This is a genomic window from Paraburkholderia sp. J11-2, from assembly GCF_905220185.1.
In the GTDB taxonomy this organism is placed as follows: domain Bacteria; phylum Pseudomonadota; class Gammaproteobacteria; order Burkholderiales; family Burkholderiaceae; genus Paraburkholderia.
In genome coordinates, this window is the sequence record NZ_CAJMYY010000005.1 from 60,212 (window position 1) to 87,086 (window position 26,875).

General features: G+C 62.1%; 25 protein-coding genes. 12 read left to right on the forward strand and 13 right to left on the reverse strand.

Annotated elements, in window-relative coordinates; genetic code table 11:
* Nucleotides 1-39: 39 nt before the first annotated feature.
* From U5A57_RS08755 to U5A57_RS08780, 6 genes are all read right to left on the reverse strand, one after another.
* Complete coding sequence (locus tag U5A57_RS08755; RefSeq protein WP_321909953.1) at nucleotides 40-729, reverse strand: carbon monoxide dehydrogenase subunit G; 690 nt, start codon at nucleotides 727-729, stop codon at nucleotides 40-42.
* Nucleotides 726-1,619, reverse strand: a complete 894-nt coding sequence (locus tag U5A57_RS08760) for an NAD(P)-dependent oxidoreductase (RefSeq protein ID WP_321909955.1) — start codon at nucleotides 1,617-1,619, stop codon at nucleotides 726-728. The genes U5A57_RS08755 and U5A57_RS08760 overlap by 4 nt, the downstream gene beginning before the upstream one ends.
* Nucleotides 1,620-1,633: 14 nt before the next feature.
* Nucleotides 1,634-3,985, reverse strand: coding sequence for a xanthine dehydrogenase family protein molybdopterin-binding subunit (locus U5A57_RS08765; RefSeq protein ID WP_321909957.1), 2,352 nt, complete (start codon nucleotides 3,983-3,985; stop codon nucleotides 1,634-1,636).
* On the reverse strand, nucleotides 3,978-4,466 hold the full coding sequence (locus tag U5A57_RS08770; protein WP_321909959.1) for a (2Fe-2S)-binding protein: 489 nt from the start codon (nucleotides 4,464-4,466) through the stop codon (nucleotides 3,978-3,980). Before U5A57_RS08770 ends, U5A57_RS08765 begins: the two co-directional genes overlap by 8 nt.
* Before the next feature lie 7 nt (nucleotides 4,467-4,473).
* Entirely contained in the window at nucleotides 4,474-5,358 is an 885-nt protein-coding gene (locus U5A57_RS08775; RefSeq protein WP_321909962.1) for a xanthine dehydrogenase family protein subunit M, read from the reverse strand.
* A 356-nt stretch (nucleotides 5,359-5,714) separates the two neighbouring features.
* Entirely contained in the window at nucleotides 5,715-6,503 is a 789-nt protein-coding gene (locus tag U5A57_RS08780; protein ID WP_321909963.1) for a TetR/AcrR family transcriptional regulator, read from the reverse strand.
* A 218-nt stretch (nucleotides 6,504-6,721) separates the two neighbouring features.
* Between U5A57_RS08780 and U5A57_RS08785 the strand changes: the two genes are divergently transcribed.
* The 8 genes from U5A57_RS08785 to U5A57_RS08820 all read left to right on the forward strand — a co-directional run bounded on the left by U5A57_RS08785 (nucleotide 6,722) and on the right by U5A57_RS08820 (nucleotide 13,064).
* Entirely contained in the window at nucleotides 6,722-7,075 is a 354-nt protein-coding gene (locus U5A57_RS08785; protein WP_321909965.1) for a DUF4148 domain-containing protein, read from the forward strand.
* A 305-nt stretch (nucleotides 7,076-7,380) separates the two neighbouring features.
* A complete protein-coding gene (locus U5A57_RS08790) occupies nucleotides 7,381-7,884 on the forward strand; it encodes a DUF1097 domain-containing protein (protein WP_321909966.1) in 504 nt (167 codons plus the stop codon).
* A 176-nt stretch (nucleotides 7,885-8,060) separates the two neighbouring features.
* The gene (locus U5A57_RS08795) at nucleotides 8,061-9,065 is read left to right on the forward strand and encodes a GTP-binding protein (protein ID WP_321909967.1); all 1,005 of its coding nucleotides are present in this window, start codon (nucleotides 8,061-8,063) and stop codon (nucleotides 9,063-9,065) included.
* Between the two features lie 52 nt (nucleotides 9,066-9,117).
* A complete protein-coding gene (gene nthB, locus U5A57_RS08800; RefSeq protein ID WP_321909969.1) occupies nucleotides 9,118-9,861 on the forward strand; it encodes a nitrile hydratase subunit beta in 744 nt (247 codons plus the stop codon).
* A gap of 30 nt (nucleotides 9,862-9,891) precedes the next feature.
* Nucleotides 9,892-10,515: a nitrile hydratase subunit alpha gene (nthA, locus tag U5A57_RS08805; RefSeq protein WP_321909970.1), complete on the forward strand. Its 624-nt coding sequence runs from the start codon at nucleotides 9,892-9,894 to the stop codon at nucleotides 10,513-10,515.
* 9 nt (nucleotides 10,516-10,524) lie between these two features.
* On the forward strand, nucleotides 10,525-10,884 hold the full coding sequence (locus tag U5A57_RS08810; RefSeq protein ID WP_321909972.1) for a nitrile hydratase accessory protein: 360 nt from the start codon (nucleotides 10,525-10,527) through the stop codon (nucleotides 10,882-10,884).
* Between the two features lie 19 nt (nucleotides 10,885-10,903).
* On the forward strand, nucleotides 10,904-11,953 hold the full coding sequence (locus U5A57_RS08815) for a HoxN/HupN/NixA family nickel/cobalt transporter (protein WP_321909973.1): 1,050 nt from the start codon (nucleotides 10,904-10,906) through the stop codon (nucleotides 11,951-11,953).
* Between the two features lie 73 nt (nucleotides 11,954-12,026).
* Nucleotides 12,027-13,064: a GlxA family transcriptional regulator gene (locus tag U5A57_RS08820; protein WP_321909975.1), complete on the forward strand. Its 1,038-nt coding sequence runs from the start codon at nucleotides 12,027-12,029 to the stop codon at nucleotides 13,062-13,064.
* An 11-nt stretch (nucleotides 13,065-13,075) separates the two neighbouring features.
* Here U5A57_RS08820 and U5A57_RS08825 read toward each other — a convergent pair whose 3' ends face one another.
* Together U5A57_RS08825 and U5A57_RS08830 are read right to left on the reverse strand one after the other, a co-directional pair.
* A complete protein-coding gene (locus tag U5A57_RS08825) occupies nucleotides 13,076-13,354 on the reverse strand; it encodes a hypothetical protein (protein WP_321909976.1) in 279 nt (92 codons plus the stop codon).
* Nucleotides 13,355-13,795: 441 nt separating this feature from the next.
* Nucleotides 13,796-14,023, reverse strand: coding sequence for an FmdB family zinc ribbon protein (locus U5A57_RS08830; protein WP_321909977.1), 228 nt, complete (start codon nucleotides 14,021-14,023; stop codon nucleotides 13,796-13,798).
* Between the two features lie 723 nt (nucleotides 14,024-14,746).
* On the opposite strand from U5A57_RS08830, the gene U5A57_RS08835 reads away from it, so the two are divergent.
* The 4 genes from U5A57_RS08835 to U5A57_RS08850 are packed head-to-tail and all read left to right on the forward strand — an operon-like array spanning nucleotide 14,747 to nucleotide 21,707.
* Nucleotides 14,747-17,947, forward strand: a complete 3,201-nt coding sequence (locus U5A57_RS08835) for an efflux RND transporter permease subunit (RefSeq protein WP_321909979.1) — start codon at nucleotides 14,747-14,749, stop codon at nucleotides 17,945-17,947.
* Nucleotides 17,937-19,151 (forward strand): efflux RND transporter periplasmic adaptor subunit, encoded by a 1,215-nt coding sequence (locus tag U5A57_RS08840; RefSeq protein WP_321909981.1) that lies wholly within the window; start codon nucleotides 17,937-17,939, stop codon nucleotides 19,149-19,151. Before U5A57_RS08835 ends, U5A57_RS08840 begins: the two co-directional genes overlap by 11 nt.
* Nucleotides 19,144-20,655 (forward strand): efflux transporter outer membrane subunit, encoded by a 1,512-nt coding sequence (locus U5A57_RS08845; protein ID WP_321909983.1) that lies wholly within the window; start codon nucleotides 19,144-19,146, stop codon nucleotides 20,653-20,655. Before U5A57_RS08840 ends, U5A57_RS08845 begins: the two co-directional genes overlap by 8 nt.
* Entirely contained in the window at nucleotides 20,652-21,707 is a 1,056-nt protein-coding gene (locus U5A57_RS08850; RefSeq protein WP_321909984.1) for an alpha/beta hydrolase, read from the forward strand. The genes U5A57_RS08845 and U5A57_RS08850 overlap by 4 nt, the downstream gene beginning before the upstream one ends.
* 124 nt (nucleotides 21,708-21,831) lie before the next feature.
* On the opposite strand, the gene U5A57_RS08855 is transcribed toward U5A57_RS08850, so the two are convergent.
* From U5A57_RS08855 to U5A57_RS08875, 5 genes are all read right to left on the reverse strand, one after another.
* Nucleotides 21,832-22,767: an SMP-30/gluconolactonase/LRE family protein gene (locus U5A57_RS08855; protein WP_321910409.1), complete on the reverse strand. Its 936-nt coding sequence runs from the start codon at nucleotides 22,765-22,767 to the stop codon at nucleotides 21,832-21,834.
* A gap of 31 nt (nucleotides 22,768-22,798) precedes the next feature.
* Nucleotides 22,799-23,653 (reverse strand): SDR family NAD(P)-dependent oxidoreductase, encoded by an 855-nt coding sequence (locus U5A57_RS08860; RefSeq protein ID WP_321909986.1) that lies wholly within the window; start codon nucleotides 23,651-23,653, stop codon nucleotides 22,799-22,801.
* 316 nt (nucleotides 23,654-23,969) lie between these two features.
* A complete protein-coding gene (locus U5A57_RS08865; RefSeq protein ID WP_321909988.1) occupies nucleotides 23,970-24,788 on the reverse strand; it encodes a formate/nitrite transporter family protein in 819 nt (272 codons plus the stop codon).
* A gap of 406 nt (nucleotides 24,789-25,194) precedes the next feature.
* A complete protein-coding gene (locus U5A57_RS08870) occupies nucleotides 25,195-25,512 on the reverse strand; it encodes a DUF4148 domain-containing protein (RefSeq protein ID WP_321909990.1) in 318 nt (105 codons plus the stop codon).
* A 355-nt stretch (nucleotides 25,513-25,867) separates the two neighbouring features.
* Entirely contained in the window at nucleotides 25,868-26,818 is a 951-nt protein-coding gene (locus U5A57_RS08875; RefSeq protein ID WP_321909992.1) for an oxidoreductase, read from the reverse strand.
* Nucleotides 26,819-26,875: the final 57 nt, after the last annotated feature.

A 26,875-nucleotide genomic window follows, 5' to 3' on the forward strand; every position in this document is an offset into this window, starting at 1 on the left:
GCCAACATCGCGCGAGTTCACGTCACGCTCGCGACCTGCTCAAAACCCGTGTCCTATTACGAAACCGATTACGAGACCAGCCACACCAGCTGCCACGCCCGTCGCAACGTAAGTCGCCCACGCTGTACGGCGCGTGCCTGTCGTACGCGACCCAACGCCGATTCGCGAATCCGGGTGAGCGGTAGTGTCGGCTCGTGGTTGTTCGACGGCAGCGGCGACGTCCGACGCCACCCGGAATGCGACCGCCCCGTCAAGCGCCGCGCAGGCGACCGATGAATCCCTCAGAGCGCCTTGTTCAATGTGGAAGCGAAACGCGTCGAAAAACGATTCGAGTTGCCTGGCCGCGGCCGACTGGATCAGGCGCGCACCAACGCTCATCAATTTCCCTCCCACTTCGACATCGGCCTCGTAGATCAGCAGCGTTGCGTCGCCCTGCGCTTCCAGCCTCACGCGCGCATCGACCTTCGCGAAGCCCGCTGCGCCCGCATTTCCGCGGCCGATAATCGTGTAGGCATGCGGCGGTTCCAGATCGGTCAGTTCCACGGCGCCGCGGAAAGTCGCGCTTACCGGGCCGACTCTCGCTTGCACCTTCGCTTCGAAATGACGTTCATCGACCATGTGCAGCGACTCGCAGCCGGGAAGCACGGCCTCCAGAATCCGTGGATCATTCAGTGCCGCCCAGACCACATCCGGTCGCGCAGGCAGCATGCACATGTCGGTCAACTTCATTCGAGCGGCTCCGTGTCATACATTCTGGACAGTGCATGCGTTCCCGAGCGCGCGTGGCCCGCTTCGGCGAGACGCCGGAACATCGAGCGCACGAGTTCCAGGCCCGCCAATTCCTGCCCCATCTGTGCCGTTTCCTCGGCGGCAATGCGCATGTCCTTGATGAAGTGTTCGATCATGAAGCCCGGCGCATAGTCCCCACGCACAATGCGCGGTCCGAGATTGTTCAACTGAAAGCTACCCGCCGCACCGCCGCCGATCGAGTTGAGGACCGTCTGAGGATCGAGCCCTGCGCGTGCCGCGTATGCAAGACCCTCGCAGACACCGAGTAGCGTCGAGGCAATCACGATCTGATTGCACAGCTTGGTGTGCTGGCCTGCGCCCGGGCCGCCTTGCAACACGATATTTGCCCCGAGGTGACGCAGGATCGGCTCGACGTGCGTCAGCGTCTCGGCCCCTCCACCAACCATGATTGAAAGGCGGCCATCGCGTGCGCCGACATCTCCGCCAGATACGGGTGCGTCGAGCACTTCGACACCGCGCGCGGCGCCTTTGACGGCTATCTCGCGCGCCAGTGCGGGGCTGGAAGTCGTCATGTCGATCAGCACCGTGCCCGGCTTCGCATGCTCAATCAACCCATCGCTGCCGAGGTAGAGCGCGCGCACATCATCAGGTGTACCAACGATTGTCGCAATGACGTCGGATGCCGCCGCAACCGAGCCCGGCGTGTCGTGCCATTTAGCACCGGATGCCAGAAGCGGCGCGGCCTTCTCGCGCGAACGGTTATACAGATGCAGCGAATAGCCCGCCGCGATCAGTCTGCCCGCCATCGCGCCCCCCATGATGCCGAGGCCGATGAATCCAACAATGGGCAATGTCACGCCTTCTTTCATATCGTTTCGTCCAGTCAAAGTGAATCACGCAACAACTCGCGTATGAACATCGGCGTCAGCGGGTGCCTGTCGGCGACCACGCCGAATGGCGACATCGCATCGTTGAGCGCATTCGTAACGGCACCGATCGCGCCCATGACGCCGCCTTCAGCCATGCCCTTGATTCCGGCTGCGGTCGAGCGGCTCGGCGTGTGCATCGGGATGATCTCGATATCGGGCAGCTCGGCTGAGGTCGCAATCAGATAGTCGGCAAGTGATCCGGTGGTGTTCTGCCCGGCTTCGTCGTAAATCATCTGCTCGAACAATGCACCCGAGAGACCCATCGCGATGGCGCCGTGCTGCTGGCCCTCCACGACTGTAGGGTTCAGCAACGTTCCGCAATCCTCCGCGACCACATATCGCACGAGGCTCAACGCACCGGTCGCAATGTCGAGTTCGACTTCGCACGCATGCGCCGAGTTGGAGTACGTCATCGCCGGCGGGTCGTACGCCAGGTGAAACTCGAGGCCTGGCGTCAATCCGTCGGGTAACGAAGTCGGGTCCAGATACGCCTGGCGCGCAATGTCGGACAATGTCACGCCTGTTTCCAGCCACTTCTCTCCATCCCGGCGCTCCACGCAGCCATCCACGATCCGAAGGGCATCAACCGGTTCGCCGAGACGGGCGCCTGCGATTGCCAGGACTTTACGCCTGGCCTCCTGCGCGCAAAGGAACAACGCCCCGCCACCGGCTGTCGCGCTTCGCGCGCCACGGCTTCCCATGCCGTAAGGCGCGACGTCGGTGTGTCCCATATGGATCATCACGCGCGAAGGGTCGACGCCGAGGCCCTCCGCAACCGCGTTCGCCATCGCACTCTCATAGCCCTGCCCGGTCGGCCCGATCCCGAGTGACGCATTAACCACTCCAGTCGGCTCTATCCGTATCCAGCTGGCTTCGTGTCCCGACCCTGGTATGCCGGCCGCCTTATAGAACTTCGAGCCGTAGGTCGTCGGTTCGACGACATTGCACAGGCCAAGCCCCAAATAGCGCCCTTTGGCGCGCGCTTCGCGCTGCCGCACGCGAAACGCCTCGTAGCCGACGGCACGCACGAGTGTCTCGAAAGTTTCGGTGGGCGTGATGTCGGAGAGCAGTTCGCCGGTCGGCGTCCGCCAGGGCAGTTCCTGCGGCTTGATGAGGTTGCGGCGCCGCACCTCGACCGGGTCGAGACCCAACGCTCGCGCAATCGCCTCGATCGTCCCGTCCATCACCCAACTCGTGATCGACATCGGCGCGCGCATGGGAGCGTTGCCGCATTTATGACTGAGCACGACCTTGACGTCGAACGCATAATGTTCAAGCCGGTATGGGCCGCTCAATATCATTGCGACCACGCGCGCAAGATAATTCGCGGGGAAGAAGCAATACGCCCCGAAGTCCTCACGCATTTCGAGCGTCAATGACAGCAAGGTACCCTGCTGATCGACGGCTGCCCGCGTGCGGCAAAAGTCCTCGCGCGAATGGGCGGCCGCACTCAGGTTCTCGAGCCGGTCCTCTCGCCAACGCACGGGCCTGCGCAGATGGCGAGCAAGCGCAGCCACAACGAGTTCTTCGCGATACAGCGCGATCTTCTGTCCGAACGCGCCGCCCACGTCCGGCGAGATCACCGTGACCTGGGATTCGTCGAGCGCGAGGCGCGCAGCCAGTTGCGTACGCAACGGGTGAGGCACCTGCGAGCCGATATGAAACGTCAGATGTTCGCGGCCCTGGTCCCAGACCGCGGCACAACCCCGCGTCTCGATTGGCACATGAGTCTGGCGCGCCTGGGAGAAGGTCGCCTCGACAACGCGGTACGCGGTGCGCTCGGCCTCCCCCGGATCGCCATGCGCAAAGGTCTGGTGCGAGATCAAATTGCCGGGAACCATCGGGTCGACCTGAGGCGCGTCCGCTTCCAGCGCCCTCCACATGTCAGACACGGCCGGCAGCGGGTCGAACTCCACGTAGACCTTTTCCGCCGCGTCCTCGGCCGCATAACGATCCATCGCCACCACGCACGCTACGGGATCGCCGTGAAACCGCACCACCTCGGTCGGGAGCGCCTCTACCTCGACAGGAAGCAACCCCTCGATCGGCGGCGCCATGCGCAGAGGTCGTGTCCATTGCAAGAGATCGCTGCCGGTGACGACTGCGATTACGCCTGGCATCGCCAGCGCTTCGCTCGTGTAGATGGACGCGATGCGTGCATGCGCGTGGGGTGAGCGCACGAAGCAGGCGTGCAACGCGCCGGCTATGTCGATGTCGTCGACATAGCGGCCGTGGCCGGTCAACAGTCGATAGTCCTCGGGGCGGCGCGCGGGCCGGTTCAGGTACCGAAATGCAGTCTCAGACATTGGCGGCCTCTCCACGCAGGCGTTCGGCTGCCAGCAGCACTGCGCGCACGATGTTCTGATAGCCGGTACACCGGCAGAGATTGCCCGAGAGCACCTCGCGAACCTCTACCGCGCACGGCTGCGGATTCTCCCGCAGATACGCGTCGAACGTCATCACGATGCCGGGCGTGCAAAAGCCACACTGCAACGCGTGGCACTCGTGGAAGGCCTGCTGGAGCGCTGAGAGCCGCGCGCCGGCCGCCATGCCTTCGATCGTCGTGATGCACGTCTCTTGCGCCTGCACGGCGAAGGTGAGGCACGCTCGCGCAAGCTGTCCGTCGATCTGTACCGTACATGCGCCGCAGACGCCGTGTTCGCAGCCGACATGCGTGCCGGTCAGCCTGCAGTCTTCGCGCAATGCGTCCGAGAGGAGCTTGCGGGAATCGCAATGCACCGCATGCCGCGTGCCGTTGACTTCCAGGTGGATCAGCTTCGTTTCCATGGCCGTTTCACGTGTTGTGCGCGGTGTTAAGCGCGTCAATGCCGCATGCTCGCGCGAGTGCGCGCGCGGTCAACGCCTCGACAAGATCGCGCTGGTACGCGGCGCTGATATGCGGATGGTCGGCAGGCTCGACCGCTGCCGCCGCACGCTTGCCGATGCGCGCGACCGTGGTGGCGTCCGCGAAAGCGCCCTCAAAATCGGCGGCGACTTCGTCGAGCGTGACAGGCACGTCGCCCACGCCGCCTATGCCGATGCGCAATGCGGCGAGGCGCCCCGCTTCGACTACGGTTGTCACCGCGCAGGCAGCGATCGCGAAGTCGCCTTGACGGCGGCTGAATAACTCGAATCCCTGCTTTTCACCGGGCTGCGCACACGGAAAGTCAACGGCGGTGATGATCTCGTCCGCCTCGAGCGAGGTCGTCATGGTCGCGAGCAGGAAGTCGGCCGCATCGATTTCGCGCGTCCCTCCACTCGCGGCCACCTTGATCCGGGCGTTCAAGGTACGTGCGATCAACGGCAACTGGGCCGCCGGATCCGCATTCGCCATGCTCCCGCCGAGCGTGCCCCTCTGGCGGATCGCGAAGTGACCGATCGTGCCCGCGGCTCGCGCAAGAAGTGGACAGCCGTCTCGCACGAGCAGGCTCGTCGCCAGTTCGTGATGGCGAGTCAGCGCGCCGATCGACAGCGTGCCGGCGGTGCGCGCGATACCAGTGAGTTCCTCGAGCGCGTTAAGGTCAATAACGTGCGTCGGCTGCGCGAGGCGCATGTTCATCATCGGCACAAGCGACTGGCCACCGGCGATCACCTTCGCGTCGATGCCGTGCCCGGCAAGTAACGCCAGCGCCTCGCACACCGTGCTCGGCCGATGATAAGAAAAGACAGATGGTTTCATGAACTCGTTTGCGGCACTTCAGCCATGCCAGCCGAAACCGACATACGCCTTTCGAAAAGAAAATCGTCATATGACGACAACTTTCCTATGACCTTTCATGCAATTACGAAGGCAGATTTGCCGCATCAATCATTAGTGATGCTTCAGGTGAACAATATTCCCAATTCACTAAGTCGTCAACTGACGACTTGCGCGACGCGCGGCCGCACGCGTGTCAGGATCGCAAGAACCGCCGAACTGTGTGCGAAAGGGCGCGCGCTCGCGCGCCCTGAAGGAGACGTGCAGTTTGTTTAGGGCCGCAGCCGGGCGTGCGGAAGAACGGCACTGAATCGCAAGCGCCGTTCTCGCTTCAAGCGTCAGGCAGGCGTGAGCGGCGGAAGCAGTGCCGGAACGCTCGCCAGAAACGCGCGCACCGTCATTGCAATAACGTCTTCCACCGGCATCGCGTCGTCGTGACCATAGATGCGGCGACGGATCGCAAGGTGCGAAATGGCGCCGTGCAAGATCCAGCCGACCTCCTTGAGCCCGTCGAGCGTTGGCGGGACCGATCGCCCTGCTTCATGAGCAGCTTCTGTCACGACAATTTCGAGCGCGTGGGAAATGACTGCATTCGAGTATGTCGGCGCCATGCTCAGGCCCGCCAGCGACGAAAAGAGGAACAGCCGCAACCAACGACGCGTGAGCAGCGTCTCATAGTATTCGCGGTAGAAAGCAATCAATCGCGCCTCGACAGGCACGTCTCGATCCTTGAGATTGACGAACCAGATTGCCTTGAAGATGCCGGCAATTTCATGGTTGTAAACTTCCTCGATCAGCGCCGCCTTGCTCGGAAACAAGCTGTAAAGCAATCGCTGGGAGATGCCACATACCTCCGCGATAGCCCGTGTCTGTGCCTCCAACCCGTGCTCGGCGAAGTAGTCGGCGGCCTTGGCAAGAACGAGCGCCCGGCGCTCGGTGCGCGGCAGCCGCCGTACGATCTTTTGCTTCGGGTGCTTCGCGTGAGTATCGCCCGAGGTTGCGCGGTCCGCCTGCACGTCCTCCCTGTCCTGCATCCCCTCTACGGGAGCACTTTTGCCTCGCGTAACGCGGCGGCGCGACTCCGCCGCCGGCTGGGCTTTCACAGTGCTTTTCATGTTCCCTTTCATGCTTCTCTCGCTGGTTTTTCTTACTATTATCCAACGAAAGTCGTCACTTGACGATCAGTCACGGCGGGAATTTTGGCGGGCTATCCGCTAACGCCCCGGACCAAATGCGATTCAAGCTGGAATATTGCTCCCCCCAGACTGTTTGCTCGCATGAGAAGCATGAAGGAATCCGCTCTTTCGCTTTTCAGCAAATGTAATTTTTGATTTAGGAGTTCGAAATGAATGTACGCGTTGCAATAGCACTTCCGGTGCTTGCACTGACATTTGGGGGGGTTGCGTCCGCCGCTTCTGCGCAGGGGCTCACGAGGGCCGAAGTGCGCGCGGATCTCGTCCGCGTCGAGCAGGCCGGCTACAACCCTTCGATCGGCAATGATGCGACCTATCCTGTGGACATTCAGGCGGCCGAGGCCAAAATCGCGGCGCAGGACCCTCAGTCCCTGGCAAACGAAGCCATGGGCGGCACGACGATGAGCGGCATGTCCGACTCTGGCTCACATATGCCTTCGCACAACGGCACGTCCTCGTCGTGCGTCGGGCCGTCCAGCTATTGCAACATTTTCTTTGGAAGCTAAGCCACCTTGATGCCTGCTTCCGACGCTGGCTCCCGCTGCCGCACGATTCACTTCGCACCGGAGAAGTGAACGTGTGCACCAAGGCGGCGCGGCCGGCTCTCACCTCTCGAATGGTTGATCACTATCGGCATGCGGCGGCGGTTGTCCGCTGCAGTCGACCTCGGCATTGACGGACACGGCTCACGGCGGTACCGGACCATTGCGGCATGAATCCGGACATAGCCTTTGAGCCGGCCTAAACATCGCTAACAGGTTGCTCGCGTGGCGATCAAGAGCCCTTCGTCAACTCGTTCAAGGAGAGAGCAATGAAGCAATCCGAGGCATACACACTGAGTATCGGCTTCCTCGCCGTGGTCGATACCTGGTTGACCGGCACCCTGCTTCCCATGCCGGTCTGGGTCACGTTCATCGCGTGGGCGTCGTTCTTCGTGCTCGGCGGCGGTTCGGCGGGTTTCATCAAGAGCATCGCGTCGAACCTCGTCGGCCTCGTCATCAGTTCCCTCACCTTGCTCACCATCCACGGCACGAGCCAGACGGCGCTCGCCATTGCCGTGTGCGTCGGCGTTGGCAGCGCGGCGATGGTGCAGGCTTCGAAGATCAAGCTGCTCGACGTGCTGCCCGCCATCGTCTGGGGATTCGCCTCGACCGTCGGCACCACCGTCGCTTCAGGCCGCCCGATCACGACGCCTGGGTTCACGAACCCCGCGCTCGTCGCGGCCGCCGCACTCGTGACCGGCGCCGTCTTCGGCTATGTGTCGGAAATCGCCGGGAACGCGCTCACCACAAGGCGCGTGATGGGTGCGAACTGAGCGGCGGTTCGCGATCGAAACGGCGTGGGCATGGCCGTCGCGGACCTTTCGGCGTAATCCGGCCAGCCACACTTGCGAAGCGTGCCATCGTCGCGACCGAACAGGACGCGAGCCTCTCAGGCCACGGTAACTTCGCTATTTTCTTGATATATCAGCAACCCGACACGGAGATTTCCATGCGGATCAGGAAGGTTCCAACGACTGTGATCACCGGCTTTCTCGGCGCCGGCAAGACTACCCTCGTCAATCATGTGCTCGACGCCACGCGGCCTATGCCATTCGGCATCGTCGTGAACGAGTTTGGCGAAGTGGGTATCGACGGGGAGATGATCGTCGCCGAAGAAGAAGCCATCGTGGAGATCAGCAACGGCTGCGTGTGCTGCACCGTACGCGCTGACCTCGTGACGAGTGTGCTCGCGCTCCTTGACCGCTTCGGCGACGGGCTGGAGCGGCTGATCGTCGAGACCTCGGGGCTCGCAGATCCGGCGCCCGTGTTGCAGACGTTTCTCGCCGACCCAGACGTGCGCGAGCGCGTCGAACTGGAGTCCGTGGTGGTGGTCGTCGACGCGTGTCATGCGCAAGCACAGCTTCGCGATGACATCGCGCGCGAGCAGATCGTCTTTGCCGACCGCATTGTTGTGAACAAAGCCGATACGGCCACGCCCGCACAGGTAGAGGCGCTGCAAGCAACGCTGCGTCAGCTCAATCCGGCCGCGACGCACGAGCTGACGACGCGCGCCCGTATCGACGTTCCCGCGCTCCTCTCAACGAAGACCTTCTCAGTCGACCATCTGCTCACTATCGAGCCGGACATCCTCGACGACGGCGAGCATGAACACGAGCACGACACGAGTATCGAGTCTTTCGGTTTCGTGATTCCCGGCGCACTCGACCCGCTGCGCTTCAACCGTTGGGCGACCCAGCTTGTGCAGTCGCAAGGCTTATCCTTGCTGCGCATGAAGGGCGTATTGAACCTCGACGGCGAAACGCGTCGTCTGCATTTCCACAGTGTCCACATGCTGATGGACACGCACTTTGGCAAAGCCTGGGCGCGCGACGCGTTGCGCGAAAGCCGTTTCGTCGTCATTGGCCGCGGCCTGGATGTGCAGGCGTTGCGCGCCGGCCTTCTGGGCTGTGTCGCCTCAGTAGCGGAAGGCGCAGCGCCTGTGCCAATGCGCTGAGTCTCCCTTACCCCGTAGTGGCCCGATCCATTTTCAACGATATGGACTCCAAATGAAACTCCAACATCACCTTGGCGGACTCGAGAACCTGGGTCCCGTCAATCTGGACACGCGCGTGTTCGCCCAGCCGTGGGAACAGCGCATCTTCGGCATCCACACCGCCATGATGGCCGAGAGCGCGCACCTCGAAAGCGCGCTGCCTGGTTATGCCATCAAGACGCTGCCAACGACCTTTCGAAGCGACTGGACGTGGGCGTCGCTGCGCACGGGCGCAGAGGGCATGCAACCGTTCGAATACTTCAAGTTCCGCTACTACGAGAAGTGGCTTGGCGGCATTTCCCAGTTTTTCATCGACGCGGGCTACCTCACTGCACAGGAGCTGGCCGAGAAGACCGCGCTCTACCGCAGCCAGCCTGACTCGCCACTGCCCCACCGGCCCAATACGCCGCTCGACGCGCAGATCGACGCCTACCTTCAACAAGGCGATTCGCCCCGGCACCCGAGCCGGCAGGCAGCACGCTTCAAGGCGGGACAGCGCGTGCGCGTTGCCGACCCCGAAGCCGTCGATCACACGCGGCTGCCGGGTTACCTGCGCAACAAGACGGGCACGGTCGATCTCGCCTATCCGGACAGTTATGCGTATTTCGTTTCGACCGGCGTGGACGGCATCGGCGAGCCCATGCCGGTCTATCGCATTGCCTTCGCGGCGGCGGACATCTGGGGCGCAGGCAAGAGCGAGGCCAACACGACGATTTACGCCGACCTGTTTGAAGCCTACGTGGCAGCGGTTGCCTGATTCCGCGCACAACTGACCAAGGAGAGAAACATGAGCGATATTTTTGCTTTTTCTGACGACCGTGAGTCGTCGAGCGCCGCGAAGGTGCGCGCACTCGAAGCGCTGCTAATCGAAAAGGGCATTATTGGCAGCGAATCGGTCGATACGGTGCTGCGCCATTTCGAAACCGTGGCAGGTCCCTTCAACGGCGCCAGGATCGTTGCGCGCGCATGGGTCGATCCGGCCTACAAGGCGCGTCTGCTCGAAGACACGCCCGCCGCGATCGCCGAACTCGATCTGCCCGTCGGGATGACGGGCGCGGAGGGCGAGCACATGGCGGCTGTGGCCAACAGCGCCGATGTGCACAACCTCATCATCTGCACGCTGTGCTCGTGCTACCCGTGGCCGGTGCTCGGCCTGCCCCCCTACTGGTACAAGGACCCGGTGTTTCGCGCGCGCGGCGTGCGCGAGCCACGCGCCGTGCTGAGCGAATTCGGCGTGGCGGTGCCCGAAACGAAGGCCGTGAAGGTATGGGACAGCAGCGCGCAGATCCGCTGGTTCGTCGTGCCCGAGCGCCCGGCGGACACGGAGGGCATGAGCGAGGAAGCGCTAGCCGCACTCGTCACGCCCGAGTCGATGATGGGTGTGGCGCTGGTTGCCGCGCCGCAGGCGTAGGAGCAGGCGATGTTCACTCGATTCGAGGAATACGCTGCGGCGTCGATGCTCGGTCACGCCGACTCGCCGCCACGCATCGAAGGCAAGCTGCTGTTCACGAACCGCTGGGAGCGCGACGTGTTTGGCCTTGCGCTTTCGCTGGCGAAGGTCGGTTGCTTCGAGTGGGAGGACTTTCGCCAGTGCCTGATCGAAGCGATCGGCCGCTGGGAAGCACTCGAATGCGCGCACCAGCCGCGCTGGGACTATTACGAGCGCTTTTTCGAAGCGCTCCTGAAGGTGATCGAGGCGAGCGGCACGCTCGACCCGGCGGAGTTGGCGCGCGCACTCGCGCCACGCCCTGTGAGCCAATCCGCGCTGATCGAACAGTAATCTCACGAAGGAGACACCCATGAGCCTCGCCACCGAACCGCGGCATCCCAACGCGTCGAACCGCTCGCGCATCGTCGCCATGTACGCCACACTGGCGCTCGTCAACATCCTCGCGTGGAGCTGGGCGCTCATCGTCCTGCGCACGTCGCCCATGCTGCTCGGCACGGCGTTTCTCGCGTACAGCTTCGGCCTGCGCCACGCAATGGACGCCGACCATATCGCCGCGATCGATAACGTGACCCGCAAGCTGATGAACGACGGCAAGCGGCCCGTGACGGTCGGCTTCTATTTCGCGCTCGGCCATTCGCTCACGGTCGTGGTGGGCGCGCTTGTCGTCGCGCTTGCAACCCAGTCGCTTGCGCACCATTTCGAAGCGCTACGCGCAACCGGCGCGACGATCGGCACACTCGTGTCCGCGGTTTTCCTTCTCGCGATCGCAATGCTCAACGTCGTGCTGCTGATCGATCTCGTGCGGGCCTTTCGCAAGGCGCGCCGCGGCGGGATCGGCGACGCGCACAACGACAGCGTTGCCCCCCTTGCGGGCAATCTGCTCGCGCGTATGTTCCGCCCGCTCTTTGGGCTTGTGCGTTCGAGCTGGCTGATGCTTCCGCTCGGCGTTCTCTTCGGCCTGGGCTTCGAAACCGCCACTGAGGTGGCGCTGCTTGGCACCTCGGCCTCGCAGGCTTCGGCCGGCTTCTCGCTCTGGACGATCCTCGCTTTTCCGTGCCTTTTCGCAGCGGGCATGCTTACCGTCGACACGACCGATGGCATCCTCATGCTCGGCGCGTACGGGTGGGCCTTCATCAAGCCTTTGCGCAAGTTGTACTACAACCTGACGATCACGCTGCTATCGACGCTCGTCGCCGCGCTGATCGGGGGCATCGAGGCATTGGGACTCGCCGCGCAAATGCTCGATCTCTCCGGTCCGTTCTGGCGTTTCGTCGATGCCATCAACGGCAATTTCGGGCTGCTCGGCTACGGGATCGTCGCAATCTTTACGATTGGCTGGCTCGCCTCGGCGATGCTATATAAACTGAAAGACTACGAGCAAGGGGCCTCGCCGGCATGATCCGAAGCCGCCTGGCACGGCCTGGTCCGCGGCCGACCGGCGGCCTTCCTCCCACTGTCTGCGAGTGAGCGCAATGAACCGCATCAAGGTCGGCATGGTGGTATTCCCGGGATTCCAGTTGCTCGATATCGCGGGGCCGCGCGACGCATTCGCCGAGGTCCGGGTCCTGAGCCAGGGAGAATGCGAGTACGAGATCCTCACTGTCGGCACGACGCGCGGTGCGATCCAGTCGTCGAGCGGCATGACGATCGTGCCGGAGCGCACGATTTTCGACGCCTGCCCTGACTTCGACACCGTAATCGTGCCCGGTGGCCTGGGGATCTTCGAGATCTTCGACGACCCGGCGCTCAGCGAATGGCTGCACGCGCATTACCGGCGTGCTCGTCGTGTCTGCGCCATTTGCAACGGCCTTTTCGCTCTGGGCACCGCGGGGCTGCTCGACAACCGCGTGGTCACCACGCATTGGATGGACGTGCCCAGGCTCGCCGCGACCTTTCCGAAATCGCGCATCGAGCCCGATCATATCTATGTGAAGGACGGCGGAATCTACACGACGGCAGGTGTGACAGCGGGGATCGACCTTGCGCTCGCATTGATCGAGGAAGACTACGGACGCGCGATGGCGCTGGATGTCGCGAAGTATCTCATCGTGTACCTGCGGCGAGCCGGTGGCCAGTCCCAGTTCAGCCCGCTGCTGGAATCGCAGGCGGCGCCGCACTCGCAATCCACGTCACTACAGCAATACATTCTCGACAACCTGCAGATCGACCACACGGTCGCTTCGCTCGCCGAGCGCGTGCACATGAGCGCGCGCAATCTCGCTCGAACCTTCAGCAAGGAATGCGGCGTCACGCCCATGATGTTTCTCGCCAATGCGCGCATCGACGCAGCACGGCGCTACCTGGAAGGCACGGATTTGTCCTTGCGCGAGATTGCGAAACGCTGCGGCTTCGACAGCACCGATGCGTTGCGGCGTGTGTTCGCGCGACGCCTGCAGATCAACCCTGCGGACTACCGCGCGCGCTTTCGCTCGGAGCAAGCGACAGGCATATTGCCGCAGAAGCCGGCCAACAGCGTCACGACTGCAAAGCACGTTGCGCGCGGCCGCTAAGACGCGCACTCCTACATCACCGCGCGCGCCGCAACCTCACCGGCATTTTTGACCACGACTGCCCTCGCGCGTATGCGATCCAGTGCGTCATAAGCTGTTGCCAGCGCGCCAACCGGAACGTACTGCAGCAACTTGTCGTAAGCCGTCACGAACGGTGCGAACGCCGCCACTCCGCGTTCGTCGAGGCACCATTCTCCGGTCCGCTCGGCCCAATCGAATGAACGCGCGACCGAGCCATCGGCATCGTCTATTTGCTCCTGGCTCGTGATGCAATAGCCCAGTTCGACCATGTACGCGACAAGACACATGACGTCGGCAAGCAAGCGAATGCACGATGCACTCCCCTTGCCGCGCCGCAGAAGATCCAGCGCAATGTGAGCACGCAATGCCGTGGAACTGGACGCGGCCCGGGGAAGCGGCAACAGGCGCGCCTTCGAATGCTGCGCTTGAGCCGAGCGCACGTTGCGCGAAATTCTGTGATTCGTCTTTGCCATAGCCTGCAAATAAATAGCCGGGTTCGCGCATTAAATCAGGCACGTGCTGCGTCTTCCAATTGAATGTGCCTCTCGACGCGATAACGTCCTTCGCCGCCGTCAAGCGGATTGTTTCAGCTTCTCGCGGGACGCACCAGCACGTACTAGATGGAGCCATACTTACCGGGAGGAAACAAATCGCCAGGACCGGCGTGAGCGTCTGCGATGACCTTCAGGCGGGAATGGATTAGCGCGGCGTCAAAGACAACATCGGCATCCACCCCAATGTCTCATGCCGTATGATCCGGCCGCGACAAGAGCATCAGGAGCGTTTCCGTTTGACGTCAGCAGAAGCGATGCCGACGTCTGTACCCGGTCCGCCAGCACGCCGCACGTGGCGCAAGGTAGGGGTTCGTCACGTTCAGCAAGCTTGCGTATAGTCTCAAAAACGCCGCACGCTTCGCATTGGTAATCGTACAAAGGCATTTTTAACTTCCGTTTAAATTGGGTGACCACATCGCCCACAGCGTCACGGAGGCAACCCGGCCGTCCGGGTGTTCTCTACACATTGCCTGGTGCAGCCATTGTCGATCGCGCGGCGCTTGCCATCAACAAATGGAATACGTCGATTTCTGCCAATCCAGCCGCAATTCAAGCAGCCTGGAAACGAACAGAAGGTACCAGACAGAATCATGGTTTCCACAAGGAAACTAAATCAACCACGAGTAACTGTTCTTGAACGTAAAATTCGATGATCTGATAGGCCGTTAATAACTCGTAACAAAACCCTCTCTCAATTCAAGGTGCAATGCGACCTTTGTCCGCACCCTCTTTTACCGCTTCGGTAAGCCACTGTTTTCTCAATAAAAACCACGAAGTCCATGCACGCTGACCGTACACGATCAACTTGTGCAGTCACCTGTTTAGTGCGTCATCCTTACAAAATGCCGCCAGCGAGAAGTTGATCCTTTGTGTACATTCCGGCTTTGTACGTTTGCACGCGCATCAGTCACGAAGGACACACGCACCACAATGCGTCTTCGCTGACGGCTCCCATGAGCTAAAGGATCATGCAGCGGCCGCAAAGAAGGCGTGCCGCTCCCAGCGCGTTGACGAACGCTATCGAAGCCACGTGCGACGTTTGCCGCGAATAGTTCGAACGAACGACGCCCGCTTTTCCCAGTCACTGTGTTTTGCAGGAAAATCCACATGCTCGGCCTGGTACGTATCGCGCTGCGGCGTCCATACACCTTTGTCGTGCTGGCAATCATCATTTTCGTCGTCGGACCGCTGTCCGCGATGAAAACGCCAACCGACATCTTTCCCGATATCCGCATTCCCGTCATCAGCGTCGTGTGGCAATACACAGGGCTGCCACCGGATCAGATGGCCGGCCGAATCACGTCGCCCTTCGAGCGGACGATTACGACCACCGTCAACGACGTCGAACATATCGAAGCCGAATCGGTAGCTGGATTCGGCATTATCAAGATCTTCTTTCAGCCCGGCGTGAACATCGCCACCGCGAATGCGCAGGTCACCGCAGTCGCACAGACGCAGTTGCGGCAATTGCCGGCGGGCACGACGCCGCCGCTGATCCTCAACTACAACGCTTCGACAGTGCCGATCATCCAACTCGCGCTGTCGGGAAAAGGGCTCAGCGAACAGAACCTCGGCGACCTCGGACTTAACCAGTTGCGCCCGCAACTCGTAACGGTTGCGGGCGCGGCGATCCCCTATCCGTTCGGCGGCAAGACGCGCCAGGTCCAGATCGACGTCGATCCGGCGAAACTACAGGCTCGCGGCCTCTCCGCACAGGATGTCGCCAACGCACTGGCGATGCAAAACCTGATCACGCCTGTCGGCACCGCAAAAATGGGTGATCACGAGTACACGCTGCAACTCAACGATGCACCCGCTGCAATACGCGAGCTCGGCGACCTGCCGGTGAAGGCCGTGAACGGTACGACAGTCTATATTCGCGACGTTGCCAACGTAACCGACGGCAGCCCGCCGCAGACCAATATCGTGCACGTGAACGGTCGCCGCTCCGTGCTGATGACGGTCCTGAAGAACGGCTCCGTCTCGACGCTCGGGATCATCGCAGGAATCAGGCAGCATCTCGCCAATGCGCGGGCCGCATTGCCGGACAATCTTCAGGTCGCCGCCATTGGCGACCAGTCGCTGTTTGTGCGTGCAGCAATCGGCGGCGTAGCGCGCGAAGCGGTGATCGCTGCGGTGCTGACCAGCCTGATGATCCTGCTATTTCTTGGCAGCTGGCGTTCGACGATCATCATCGCGACATCGATCCCGCTTTCGATTCTCGGCTCCATCGCGTCGCTCTCGGCACTCGGCGAAACGCTGAACATCATGACACTAGGCGGTCTGGCGCTCGCTGTCGGCATTCTTGTCGACGACGCGACCGTGACGATCGAGAACATCAACTGGCACCTCGAACACGGCAAGCCTGTCGAGACCGCGATTCTCGATGGCGCCGCGCAAATCGTCACGCCTGCATTTGTCTCGTTGCTTTGCATCTGCATCGTGTTCGTCCCCATGTTTTTCCTGAACGGCGTGGCGCGCTTTCTCTTTGTACCCATGGCAGAGGCAGTGATCTTCGCGATGGTGTCCTCGTTCATCCTGTCGCGCACGCTGGTCCCGACGATGGCGAACTTCCTGCTGCGCCCCCACATCGATGCGCACGGTGAGCATGACGTCCGGCGGCCCGGCCCGCTGGCGCGTTTTCAGAAGGGTTTCGAGGCGCGTTTTGAAAACGTGCGCTCGGGCTATCGCGGGTTGCTAGAACTGGCGCTTGCAAATCGCAGGACCTTCGTCGGCTGTTTCCTCGGTTTCGTGCTGCTTTCATTCGCACTCGTGCCATTGCTTGGCCGCAACTTCTTTCCCGCCGTGGACGCAGGCCAGATCCTGCTGCACGTTCGTGCGCCCATCGGCGAGCGCGTCGAAAAGACATCGGAGATCATTGCGGGCGTCGAGGGCGCCGTGCGCCGGATCGTGCCGCCTGCGGAGCTTGGCACCGTGGTCGATAACATTGGCTTGCCGGTAAGCGGCATCAACACCGCGTACAACAACACGGGCATCATCGGTTCCCAGGACGGTGACATCCAGATCGAGCTGAACGAAGGACACAGGCCAACCGCTGAATACGTACGCGAAATGCGCGAACAGCTGCCCCGCGAGTTTCCCGGCGTGACGTTCTCGTTCCCCCCAGCGGACATCATCAGCCAGATCCTGAATTTTGGATCACCCGCTCCCATCGACCTGCAAGTGCGCGGCAACAATCTCGCGGGCAACTTCGACTACACGAACCTGCTGCTGCGAGACATTCGCCGGGTGCCGGGCGTTGTTGACGCGCGCATCGAGCAGTCGCGAGCCAGCCCGACATTCAACATCGATGTCGACCGCACGCGCGCGCAACTGCTCGGCATCACTGAGCGAGACGTGACGAACAGCATGGTTGTGAATCTGGCGGGTTCGAGCCAGGTCGCGCCGACGTTCTGGCTCAATAACGCAAACGGTGTCTCGTACCCGATCGTGATGCAGACGCCCCAGTACAGTCTCGATACGCTGTCGTCGTTGCAGAATCTGCCGATCACGTCTTCGACCTCTACGTTGAGCGGCCCACAGATTCTCGGCGGCCTCGCCACGTTCGACCGTACGAGCAGCAACTCGATTGTGAGCCAGTACAACATCCAGCCGATGGTCGAAATCTTCGCGACTACGCAGGACCGTGATCTCGGCGCGGTTGCATCCGATATCCAGAAGGTCGTCGCAAGCCATGCGAAGTCGCTGCCGAAAGGCTCGTCCGTCGCTTTGCTCGGCCAGGTGCAAACAATGAACAGTGCCTTCACCGGTATGCTGTTTGGCCTGATAGGTGCTGTGGCGCTGATCTATCTGCTGATCGTCGTGAACTTTCAGTCGTGGGCCGATCCGTTCGTCATCGTGTCGGCATTGCCGGCAGCGCTCGCCGGCATCGTATGGATGTTGTTCCTCACGCATACCACGCTATCGGTGCCTGCGTTGACGGGCGCAATCATGTGCATGGGTGTCGCGACCGCGAACTCGATTCTCGTCGTGAGCTTTTGCCGCGAACGGCTCGCCGCGCACGGCGACCCGCTCAAGGCCGCACTCGAGGCTGGATTTACGCGCTTTCGGCCGGTGCTCATGACCGCGCTGTCAATGATCATCGGCATGGCGCCAATGGCGCTCGCGCTCGGAGAGGGCGGCGAACAGAACGCGCCACTCGGCCGCGCGGTGATCGGCGGCCTGCTTTTCGCAACGACAGCGTCGCTCTTTTTCGTGCCCGTCGTTTTCTGCATTGTCCACGCGCGCCGCGGGCGCGCGGCTACTCCCGACTCGTTTGCCTCGGAAGGTACCGCTCATGTCGTCTGAACCGATTGAATCCGCCCGCGAGTCCGCTTCCGAGCCCGGCGTCGCACGCAGGCGAGCCCCCCGGCGGCTCGCGGTTGCGACCCTCACGGGCGTCGCGATTGTCGTGGTCGCCGTCGCATCGGGCCTTGTGCTGCGCGCCGCGGATGCGCGCAAGCTGAGGACCTGGACCGATGCACAGGCCGTGCCGACCGTGAGCGTGATCGCGCCTGCACGCGAGGGAAGCGGGCCCGTGCTCACGTTGCCTTCCGAACTGCAGGCTTACTCGCGCGCGCCGATCTTCGCGCGCGTGAGCGGCTATCTAAAGGCGTGGAATGTCGATATCGGCGCGCACGTCAAGGCCGGTCAAACGCTCGCCGAAATCGAAACGCCAGAGCTTGACCAGCAACTCGCACAGGCCAGGGCCGATCTCGACACTGCCAAGGCCAATGTGGCACTGGCGCAGACGACGGCGCAACGCTGGCAGGCAATGCTTGGCACGGACGCGGTCGCCCAGCAGGACGTCGACCAGCGCACGGGCGACTACGCCGCCAAGAAAGCGATCGTCGCCGCCGCGCAGGCCAACGTCGACCGCCTTGTCGCGATGAAAGGCTTCGCCCGCATCGTTGCGCCGTTCGATGGCGTCGTCACCGCGCGTGACACCGACGTCGGCGCACTGATCAACGCGGGCAGCGCAGGCGCGGGGCAGGAACTGTTCGCCGTGTCAGACGTCAAGCAGTTGCGTGTTTATGTGCAGGTGCCGCAGAACTACGTGCCATTGATCCATGAGGGAACGACCGCCACGCTTACCGTGCCTGCCTACCCGGACCAGCCATTCACTGCGAAGGTGATTGCATCGGCCGATGCGGTCAACGCGAATTCGGGCTCGACGCTTGTGCAACTGCTCGTCGACAACAACGAAGGCAAGCTGCTGCCTGGCGGGTTCGCGAGCCTGCAGTTCAGGTTGCCCGTCGAAGCGAACGCACTGCGTGTGCCGGCCAGCGCACTGGTGTTCGACAGTCACGGGCTGCGCGTTGCCACGCTCGACCCAGGCGGCCATGTGCGCTTCAAGGACGTAACGATTGCGCGCGATCTGGGCGACGCCGTGGAGATCGGTTCGGGTCTCAAGCCGAACGACCGTGTGATCGATATGCCACCCGATGGGCTCGTCAATGGCGACTCCGTCGAAGTCGCGACCGGCGGTAACAAGGTAAGCGTCCATGGCTAAGACTGCAATCCAGCCGCGTGCGCGCCGCTTGCCATGGGCGTTGCCTGCCTTGTTCGCCGGTGCGGCGCTCGTTGCCGGCTGCTCGCTCACGCCGGACTACAAGGTGCCGCCCTCGCCGGTCGCTTCGCAATACCGGACGATGGGGCCGTGGGTCGATGCGAAGCCGTCCGACCAGTTGAGCCGCGACGGGTGGTGGAAGATGTACGGCGATACGCAGCTTGACGACCTCGAGGCGCGGCTCATCGCGAACAACACGGATCTGCGCGTTGCGTTCGCGCACTATCAGCAAGCCCAGGCGTTCGTCGAGCAGGTCAGCTCCGGTCTTTTCCCTAGTGTCACAGCGGTCGCGATTCCGCAACGCAACCGGCAATCGGCCACGCGGCCGCTACGCGTCGGCGGCCCGGACTACTACAACTCGGTGACACTTGGCGGCGAGGTGGACTACGACCTCGACCTTTGGGGCCGCGTGCGCGACTCGGTGAAAGCGGGCAAGGACGAGGCACAGGCAACGAAGGACGATCTCGCGTCTGTGCAACTGAGCCTCGAAGTCGAGCTTGCCGACAGCTACGTCAAGCTGCGCGGCCTCGATCAACAGACGCAGCTCCTGCAAGAGACGGTGGTAGCTTATGCGAAGGCGCTCCAGCTGACCCAAACGCTCCATGGAGGCGGGATCGTCCCGGGTCTCGACGTATCGCGAGCGCAGGCACAGTTGTCGTCCACGCAATCGATGCTGTCGCAAAACCTGGCGCAACGCGCGCTGCTCGAACACGCGATTGCGGTGCTGGTCGGGGCGTCGGCATCCGAGTTCACACTGCCTGAAGAAACCGCGTCGCTTTCGTTGCCCTCGATCCCGGTCGGCGTGCCTTCCGCGTTGTTGCAACGGCGGCCGGACATCGCCGCTGCGGAGCGACGCGTGGCCGAGGCGAACGAGAAAATCGGCGTCGCGCGCGCCGCGTACTTTCCATCGATTACGCTGAGTGCGCAGGCCGGCCTGCAAAGCGCCGCCTATGCGGGCCTCTTCAGTGCACCTAATCTCTTCTGGACGGTGGGTCCGCAGCTTGTCCAATACGTGTTCGACGGCGGCTTGCGACGCGGGCAACTCGATGCCGCAAAGGCCGCAATGGACGCGTCGGGCGCGATCTATCGGGGTATCGTCTTGTCCGCCTTCCAGCAGGTCGAAGACAACCTGTCGCTGCTGTCGGATCTCGGCACTGCGCTGGGCCAGCAACGCGACGCGGCGCAGGCCGCACAACATGCGGTGGACCTGGCGCTGACGCAATATCGGCACGGCGCCATCGGCTATCTCGACGTGGTGACGGCTCAGACCATGGCGCTCGACGCACAGCGCGCCCTGCTCGATATTCAGACCCAACAGTTGAGCGCGAACGTGCAGTTGATCCACGCTGTCGGTGGTGGATGGTCGGCTGATGCCCTTGCGCAGACCGACGCGTCGCCATCGGCGGGCACATTTCCCATGACGTCATCTCACGGCAATACAGAATGAAGCTCACGAAATTTATTTTGCTGGCGTGCGCCGCGTTTGCTGCTGTTTCAGGCGTCGCGCACGCCGACAGCGTTGCGCTCACACCGCGGCAGGTCCCCGCGAAAACCGTGCCCGTACCGGACGATGTCAGCCCCGAGCTGCAAAAGCTCATCGCAGCGCCCTACAACCCCAACTGGAACGCCCAGTGGACAACAGGCGACGAGTGGCGAAAAGCCGCGAACATCCAGGCCGCCGCGGTCCTGAAAAACATCCCGGCCATGCAGGAGCGCCTCGGCGTAACGGTGCAGCCGACGACGATCGGCGGCGTGCGGGCATATATCGTGACGCCCGACGACATCCCGCCCGAACATCGCGACAAGGTGCTCATCCACATTCATGGCGGGTGTTATGAGTTGTACCCGGGAGAATCCGGTACGACCGAAGCCATGATCATGGCCGGCCTCGGACATTACCGGGTGATTTCGGTGGACTACCGCATGCCGCCCGAGGCGTATTTTCCGGCGGCGCTCGACGACGTCGAAACGGTCTACAAATCGGTATTGAGCACGCACGACTCGAGAAACGTGGGCGTTTTCGGAACGTCGGCCGGAGGCGCGCTGGTGCTCGAACTGATGCTGCGGATAAAACACGACGGGCTCCCACTGCCTGGCGCGATAGCCCCAGGCACGCCGATGTCGGACCTCACGAAGGTTGGCGATTCGTTCTACACGAATGAGAAAGTGGACAACGTGCTGGTGTCGCGCAACGGATTCTGCCAGGCCGCGGCGGACGTGTACGCGCACGGCCATGACCTGAAGGACCCGCTCCTCTCCCCGGTATATGGCGACATGCATGGATTTCCACCAGCCATCCTGACTACGGGGACTCGGGACCTGCTGCTCAGCAACACCGTCCGCGTGCACCAGAAGCTCCAGCAGTCCGGTGTCGAAGCGCAGCTCGAGGTTTTTGATGGAATGTCACACGCTCAATATCAAATGGATGACCGTGTGCCGGAGGCAAGAGCGGCGTTCGCTGAAATCACCCAGTTCTTCGACAAGCACTTGGGCCATTGACAGGCAAGCGGCGCGAACCGCGCCATGCACGATCTGCGGGAGATTTTCAATCTTTCCGCAGATTGATTCGCATTGCGAATTTTCTCCGATCTTGCGAATGATCCGCCCGCGTCGCCAGCGGCGGCTAGCGCACTACCGCCGGCGCTGCATCGACATATAGCGCGTAGAGCGATTGGCCCGCCGCCATGAACAGCCGGTTGTGCGCCGCCCCGCCGAAGCAGAGATTGGCGCATCGTTCGGGAAGTGCAATACGGCCGATGGCGTCGCCGTCGGGCGCAAATATCATGACCCCATTGAGCCCGGCTCCGGTGCCCCAGCCTGCCCAAAGATTGCCATCGACATCGCAACGAAAGCCGTCTGGCGCGCCGTTCTCGCCCGCATCGACGAAGACCTGGCCGTTTCTCAAATGCTTCCCGTCGACGACCTCGTAGACACGGATGCGCCGCGGCTTCGAGCCCGATTCGACGATATAGAGCCGTTGTTCGTCGGGCGAGAAACATAATCCATTGGGATTGACGATGTCGTCGGCGACGATCTCGCAGCGCCCGGTGGCCGCATCGAGGCGATAGACATGCGTCGGCAATTCGCGCTCCGCCTTCCTGCCTTCGTAGTTCGTCGTGATGCCGAAGTCCGGGTCGGTGAACCAGATGCTGTCATCGCTCTTGACCACCACGTCGTTGGGCGAATTCAGCCGCTTGCCTTCGAAGCGGTCGGCGAGCACCGTTATCGACCCGTCGTACTCGGTGCGCGTTACCCGCCGCTCACCATGTTCGCACGTGACAAGTCGCCCCTGTCGATCACGCGTATTGCCATTGGCGTATCCGGAGGGCTTGCGAAATACCGACACAGCGCCGGTTTCATCGTCCCATCGCAGGATGCGGTTATTTGGAATATCGCTCCACAACAGGTAGCGCCCGTCGCCGAACCATACGGGCCCTTCGCCCCAACGCATGCCAGTGGCGAGTCGCTCGACCGCGGCGTTCGTGATTCGGTACTTTCTGAAACGCGGGTCGAGCACCTCGACCGCGGGGTCCGGATAGGTTTGACTGGGCTGCCACATAGCGCTTCGCCTCGTGGTATTCAGCGCGCCTTTAGCGCGGCAGTTTGATAAAGGCTTCGAACGCCGCCGCATAGTCCGGATGCCAGCGCGACAAGGCTGGCCGGTTTTCGACGATATCCCCGACGGCCCATAGCATGCGGCGCTCGTCGAGAGAGCGCGGCACGTCGTTGTCCGGGCACAAAATATAGAAGTCGCCGGCTTCGAGCCGCTCAAGCAAGAAGTCGACCGTTTGCTCGGGTGTCCACGCCGCGGCAGGTTTTTCCGTTCGGCCGTTGCGAGTCAGCTCGGTAAACACGAAGCCAGGAATAAGCAAATGCGCGCTGATCTTGCACCCGGGGGTATTGCGGAGTTCGTGCTGCAACGCTTCGGTGAAAGCCTTCAGCCCGGCCTTCGAGACGTTGTACGCCGGGTCGCCGGGCGGCGTCGTGATGCCTTGCTTCGAGCCGGTATTGATGACGAGCCCCGGCCGGCCGCGCTTGATCATGTCGGGCACAAAAACCTGCGTGCCGTGAATGGCGCCCCATAGGTTGACGCCCAGCACGCGGGTCCAGGCTTCGGCGGGACCGAACATGCCACTGCCCGGTTGAATGCCGGCGTTGTTCATCAGCACGTCAGTGCCACCGAATCGTTCGGTAACGGCCGCGTGAAGACGGCGCACGTCGTCGAGGAGACTCACGTCCGTTTCGAGTCCAAACACGTCCTGCGCGCCATGCGCGCTCAGCCCGGCGACTTCTTCCACGGCACGTGCAATTCGATCGGCGCCGCGGTCCGCGATGCAAACGCGAAGGCCAAGTGCGGCAAACTGCTTTGCCGCCGCGAGGCCTATGCCCGCCGCGCCACCCGTGACGACGGCGACGGCTCCCTTGGTCAAAGCAGAATAAGACATGGTGTGGGTCCTTGCTCTGTGAATCGAGGTGTCTGCGCAAGCGCCGCAGCGCCCCGATGAGATTTGGAGGTATGCCAACGGAGCGCGCTTTTTGCGTCGGCGCTGGGCGTCCTTACAGCAGTACGAGCCCCCAGGCGATTATTTCAGCTTCCGCGTCCATGCACCAGAAGACACCGCTCGGGTACCTGCTTTCCGCCCGGAAACGTACGCGCAGTACGCGAACACATAGCGAAGCCATGATGGCCTCATCCTGCTTCCGAATATCTTTCAGACGTAACGCCGCGTATGAAAGTCGGGGAGCACTTCGGGCCGCCGATCAGCTCTTCCCGACGTGTACGCCGGTTGACGATGCGGAAACTTTCGACGGCTGGCGCGCGCCATCATCCTGAAGCCAATAGCCAAGGCCCATGAAAACCGCACCGCCGGCCAGGTTGCCCAGCGTGACGAACACTTCATTGTGCACTGCGCCGGCAAAGGTGATATCGGCCGGATGGTCAGCCATCAGTGCAAGCGAGAACACGAACATGTTGGCAACGCTGTGCTCGAATCCGCTCGCAACAAACGCGAATATCGGCCAGAAGATCAGGCCCAGTTTCGCGGCGTCATTTTCGGTGCGGGCAGCCATCCAGATTGCAAGGCAAACAAGCCAGTTGCACAGCAGCCCCCTTGCGAACAATTGCTCGCCCGAGGCCGACATCTTCGCGAGGACCACCTTGTAGAAAGCGCCGGATCCGTCGGTCAGCAAAACGCCGCCGCCTGCCGCGTGCAGAATCGCCGCAAGTGTCACTGCCCCAATCAGATTGCCGATCCAGCAAATCGCCCAAACCGTCACCATGCCGCCAACGCCGCTTTCCCCGCGCAATACGGCCAGCGGCATATACATCGCGGTGCCGGTGAAGAGGTCCGAGCCCGCGAATACAACAATCGTCAGTGCGCTGGCGAACACCGCACCCATGATCAAGTGGACATAGGCAGGGTCGACATGCGACCCAACTGAAAACATCAGAATGTCGCCGAACCCGATGTAGGCACCCGCCATCGCCGAGCCAATCAGAAATGCTAGTGGTGTCCGCGCGATCGCCGACACCTTTCGTGCGCCGACGCGAGCGAATTGATCGATGCTGTCCGTGTACATCACTGCCTCAAAAGTGTGAATGGAACACGATCCTGGAAAGCTTTCGAAGCTAACAAGCCAGGCGTCATGTCGATACACGTGCGCGACGAAACGCCGCGCGCCGTGTCGGAATTATTATTCACACTGGATGGCCGCACGATAACGGCACGATTACGAAATTGACATCTGTGCGCCGCGCTGCGCGTAAATACGCGCCCTTCGCGTAACGCGTCGTGGTCCGGCATAGCCAATGCCATCCTCTCGCCATTCGCGCGTCAGTTACCGGCCACGTTTTCGCCACGCTGCTTCTATACACTCCTCAAGAACAACGGCGACGATGTTCGTCCAATCCAATTCTTGTTTCGCGGAGAATTTGATTCACGAACATCGAGGCTGCGCAAGCCGTGCCGACTCGCGGCCATTCACCTCAATGATGGCGGTAAAGCATTTGCTCCGTCGTTGATCCGACACTCGCTTCATCAGGTGCGCCGCTCACGCTCGTGCCGGCGGCGACGCCGCCAGAGTCATTCGATGTCGCGACTTTCGCCTCCGCTGCCTGAATGTCCGCAGGGTACTGATTCCGGAGTGGACGATAGCCCGCTTGCTGGAGGCGAACGAGATCGGCACTGACCTCGCTGCGCGTAATGGGAGCGCTGTCCGCTTGTGCAGATGGCGTTTGCCCAAAGGCAAAGACCGGAATGCTCAGTACACCCGAGATTAAAGCGAGTTTAAAGAACGATTTCATGATGCTAATCCTTACTCAGTGGATAAACGGTTCGGATGTCCGCTGTGCCGCCCTTTCGGGTCCGTGCGACACCCATCGATCGCGAACGCCCAAGGCATTCTGCGACTTCGCTACCAACCGAAATATGTCGGGCAGGTTACAAATTTGTCATCTTTCGCCCGAGCGCACCACCGACCAGGGGCGCAATCTGAAACGACCGCACGCTTTCGATTAGCTAACCGAATTAAATTATCAGCGTTCGGCCATACTGCACCCAGTTTCCGAGTGCAGGCTGCTTTTGCCGGCGATATAAGATCGAGGGCGCCATTTGCTCGAATCGTTCGCTCGATGCGCCGCCAGAATTGAAGAGACAGTCCTATGCGGCAGTCAAGGCAGCAGCCAACGTCTCGCACGCCTGCCAGAGCCGCCGTGCATCGTCTTCGTCTTTCGCCTGAGCGGCGATCTTTGCCGGCACCACCCGTTCGCCCCGTGCCTCGAAGAGGCCAAGCGGGCCATAGTAGCCACCGTCGACTACATCAGACGCCGTCGCGGCATAGAGCGTCGGCAGCGCGCCGGCGACGTCGCTATTCAGGACGGCGCCGATAAAAGCGCCGAGCGCGGCGCGCGCGGCGTGGCCAGCGGAGGAATGGCTGCCGCTGCGAAACAGATTCGTGTTCGCAACGCCGGGATGAGCGGCAACCGACATGACGTGCGATCCGGCAGCGCGAAGACGCCGGTTGAGTTCTAACGCGAACATGAGGTTGGCGAGCTTCGACTGTCTATAGGCGACCATGGGTCGGTAGCTTCGCGTTGCCTGAAGGTCGTCGAAGTCGAGCCGGCCCTGCTTGTGTGCGATCGAAGCAATTGTCACCACGCGCGGTCGTTCCCTCGAGTTGGCCGCCGTGGTTTGGAGCGCCGGAAGGAGCAGTTTGGTCAGCACGAAATGCCCAAGTACGTTGGTGCCGAATTGCAGTTCCAGGCCGTCTGCGGTTTCTAGCCGCCGAGGTGGCGCCATCACGCCCGCATTGTTGACGAGCAGATCTATCGGCCTACGTGACGCCTTCTCGCGGTCTGCAAAGGCGCGCACGGATGCGAGGCAGGCAAGATCGAGCGGCGCAAGCTCCGCCTGGGCTCCTGGCACCTCTCCCCGCAGACAAGCGAGCGCTTCTGCGCCGCGCCGCTCATCGCGGCACGCGAGCACGACCTCGGCGCCACGCCGAGCCAGGATTGCGGCGGTCTGATAACCGATGCCACTGTTTGCACCAGTGATGACAACGCGCCGGCCCGTTTGGGGCGGGATGTCATCGAGATTCCACGGTTTGCTCATGGTCGTTGCGGGCCGTGCATGCCAAAGGCGATGGGGGAAGTCAGTCGGGATCAGGAC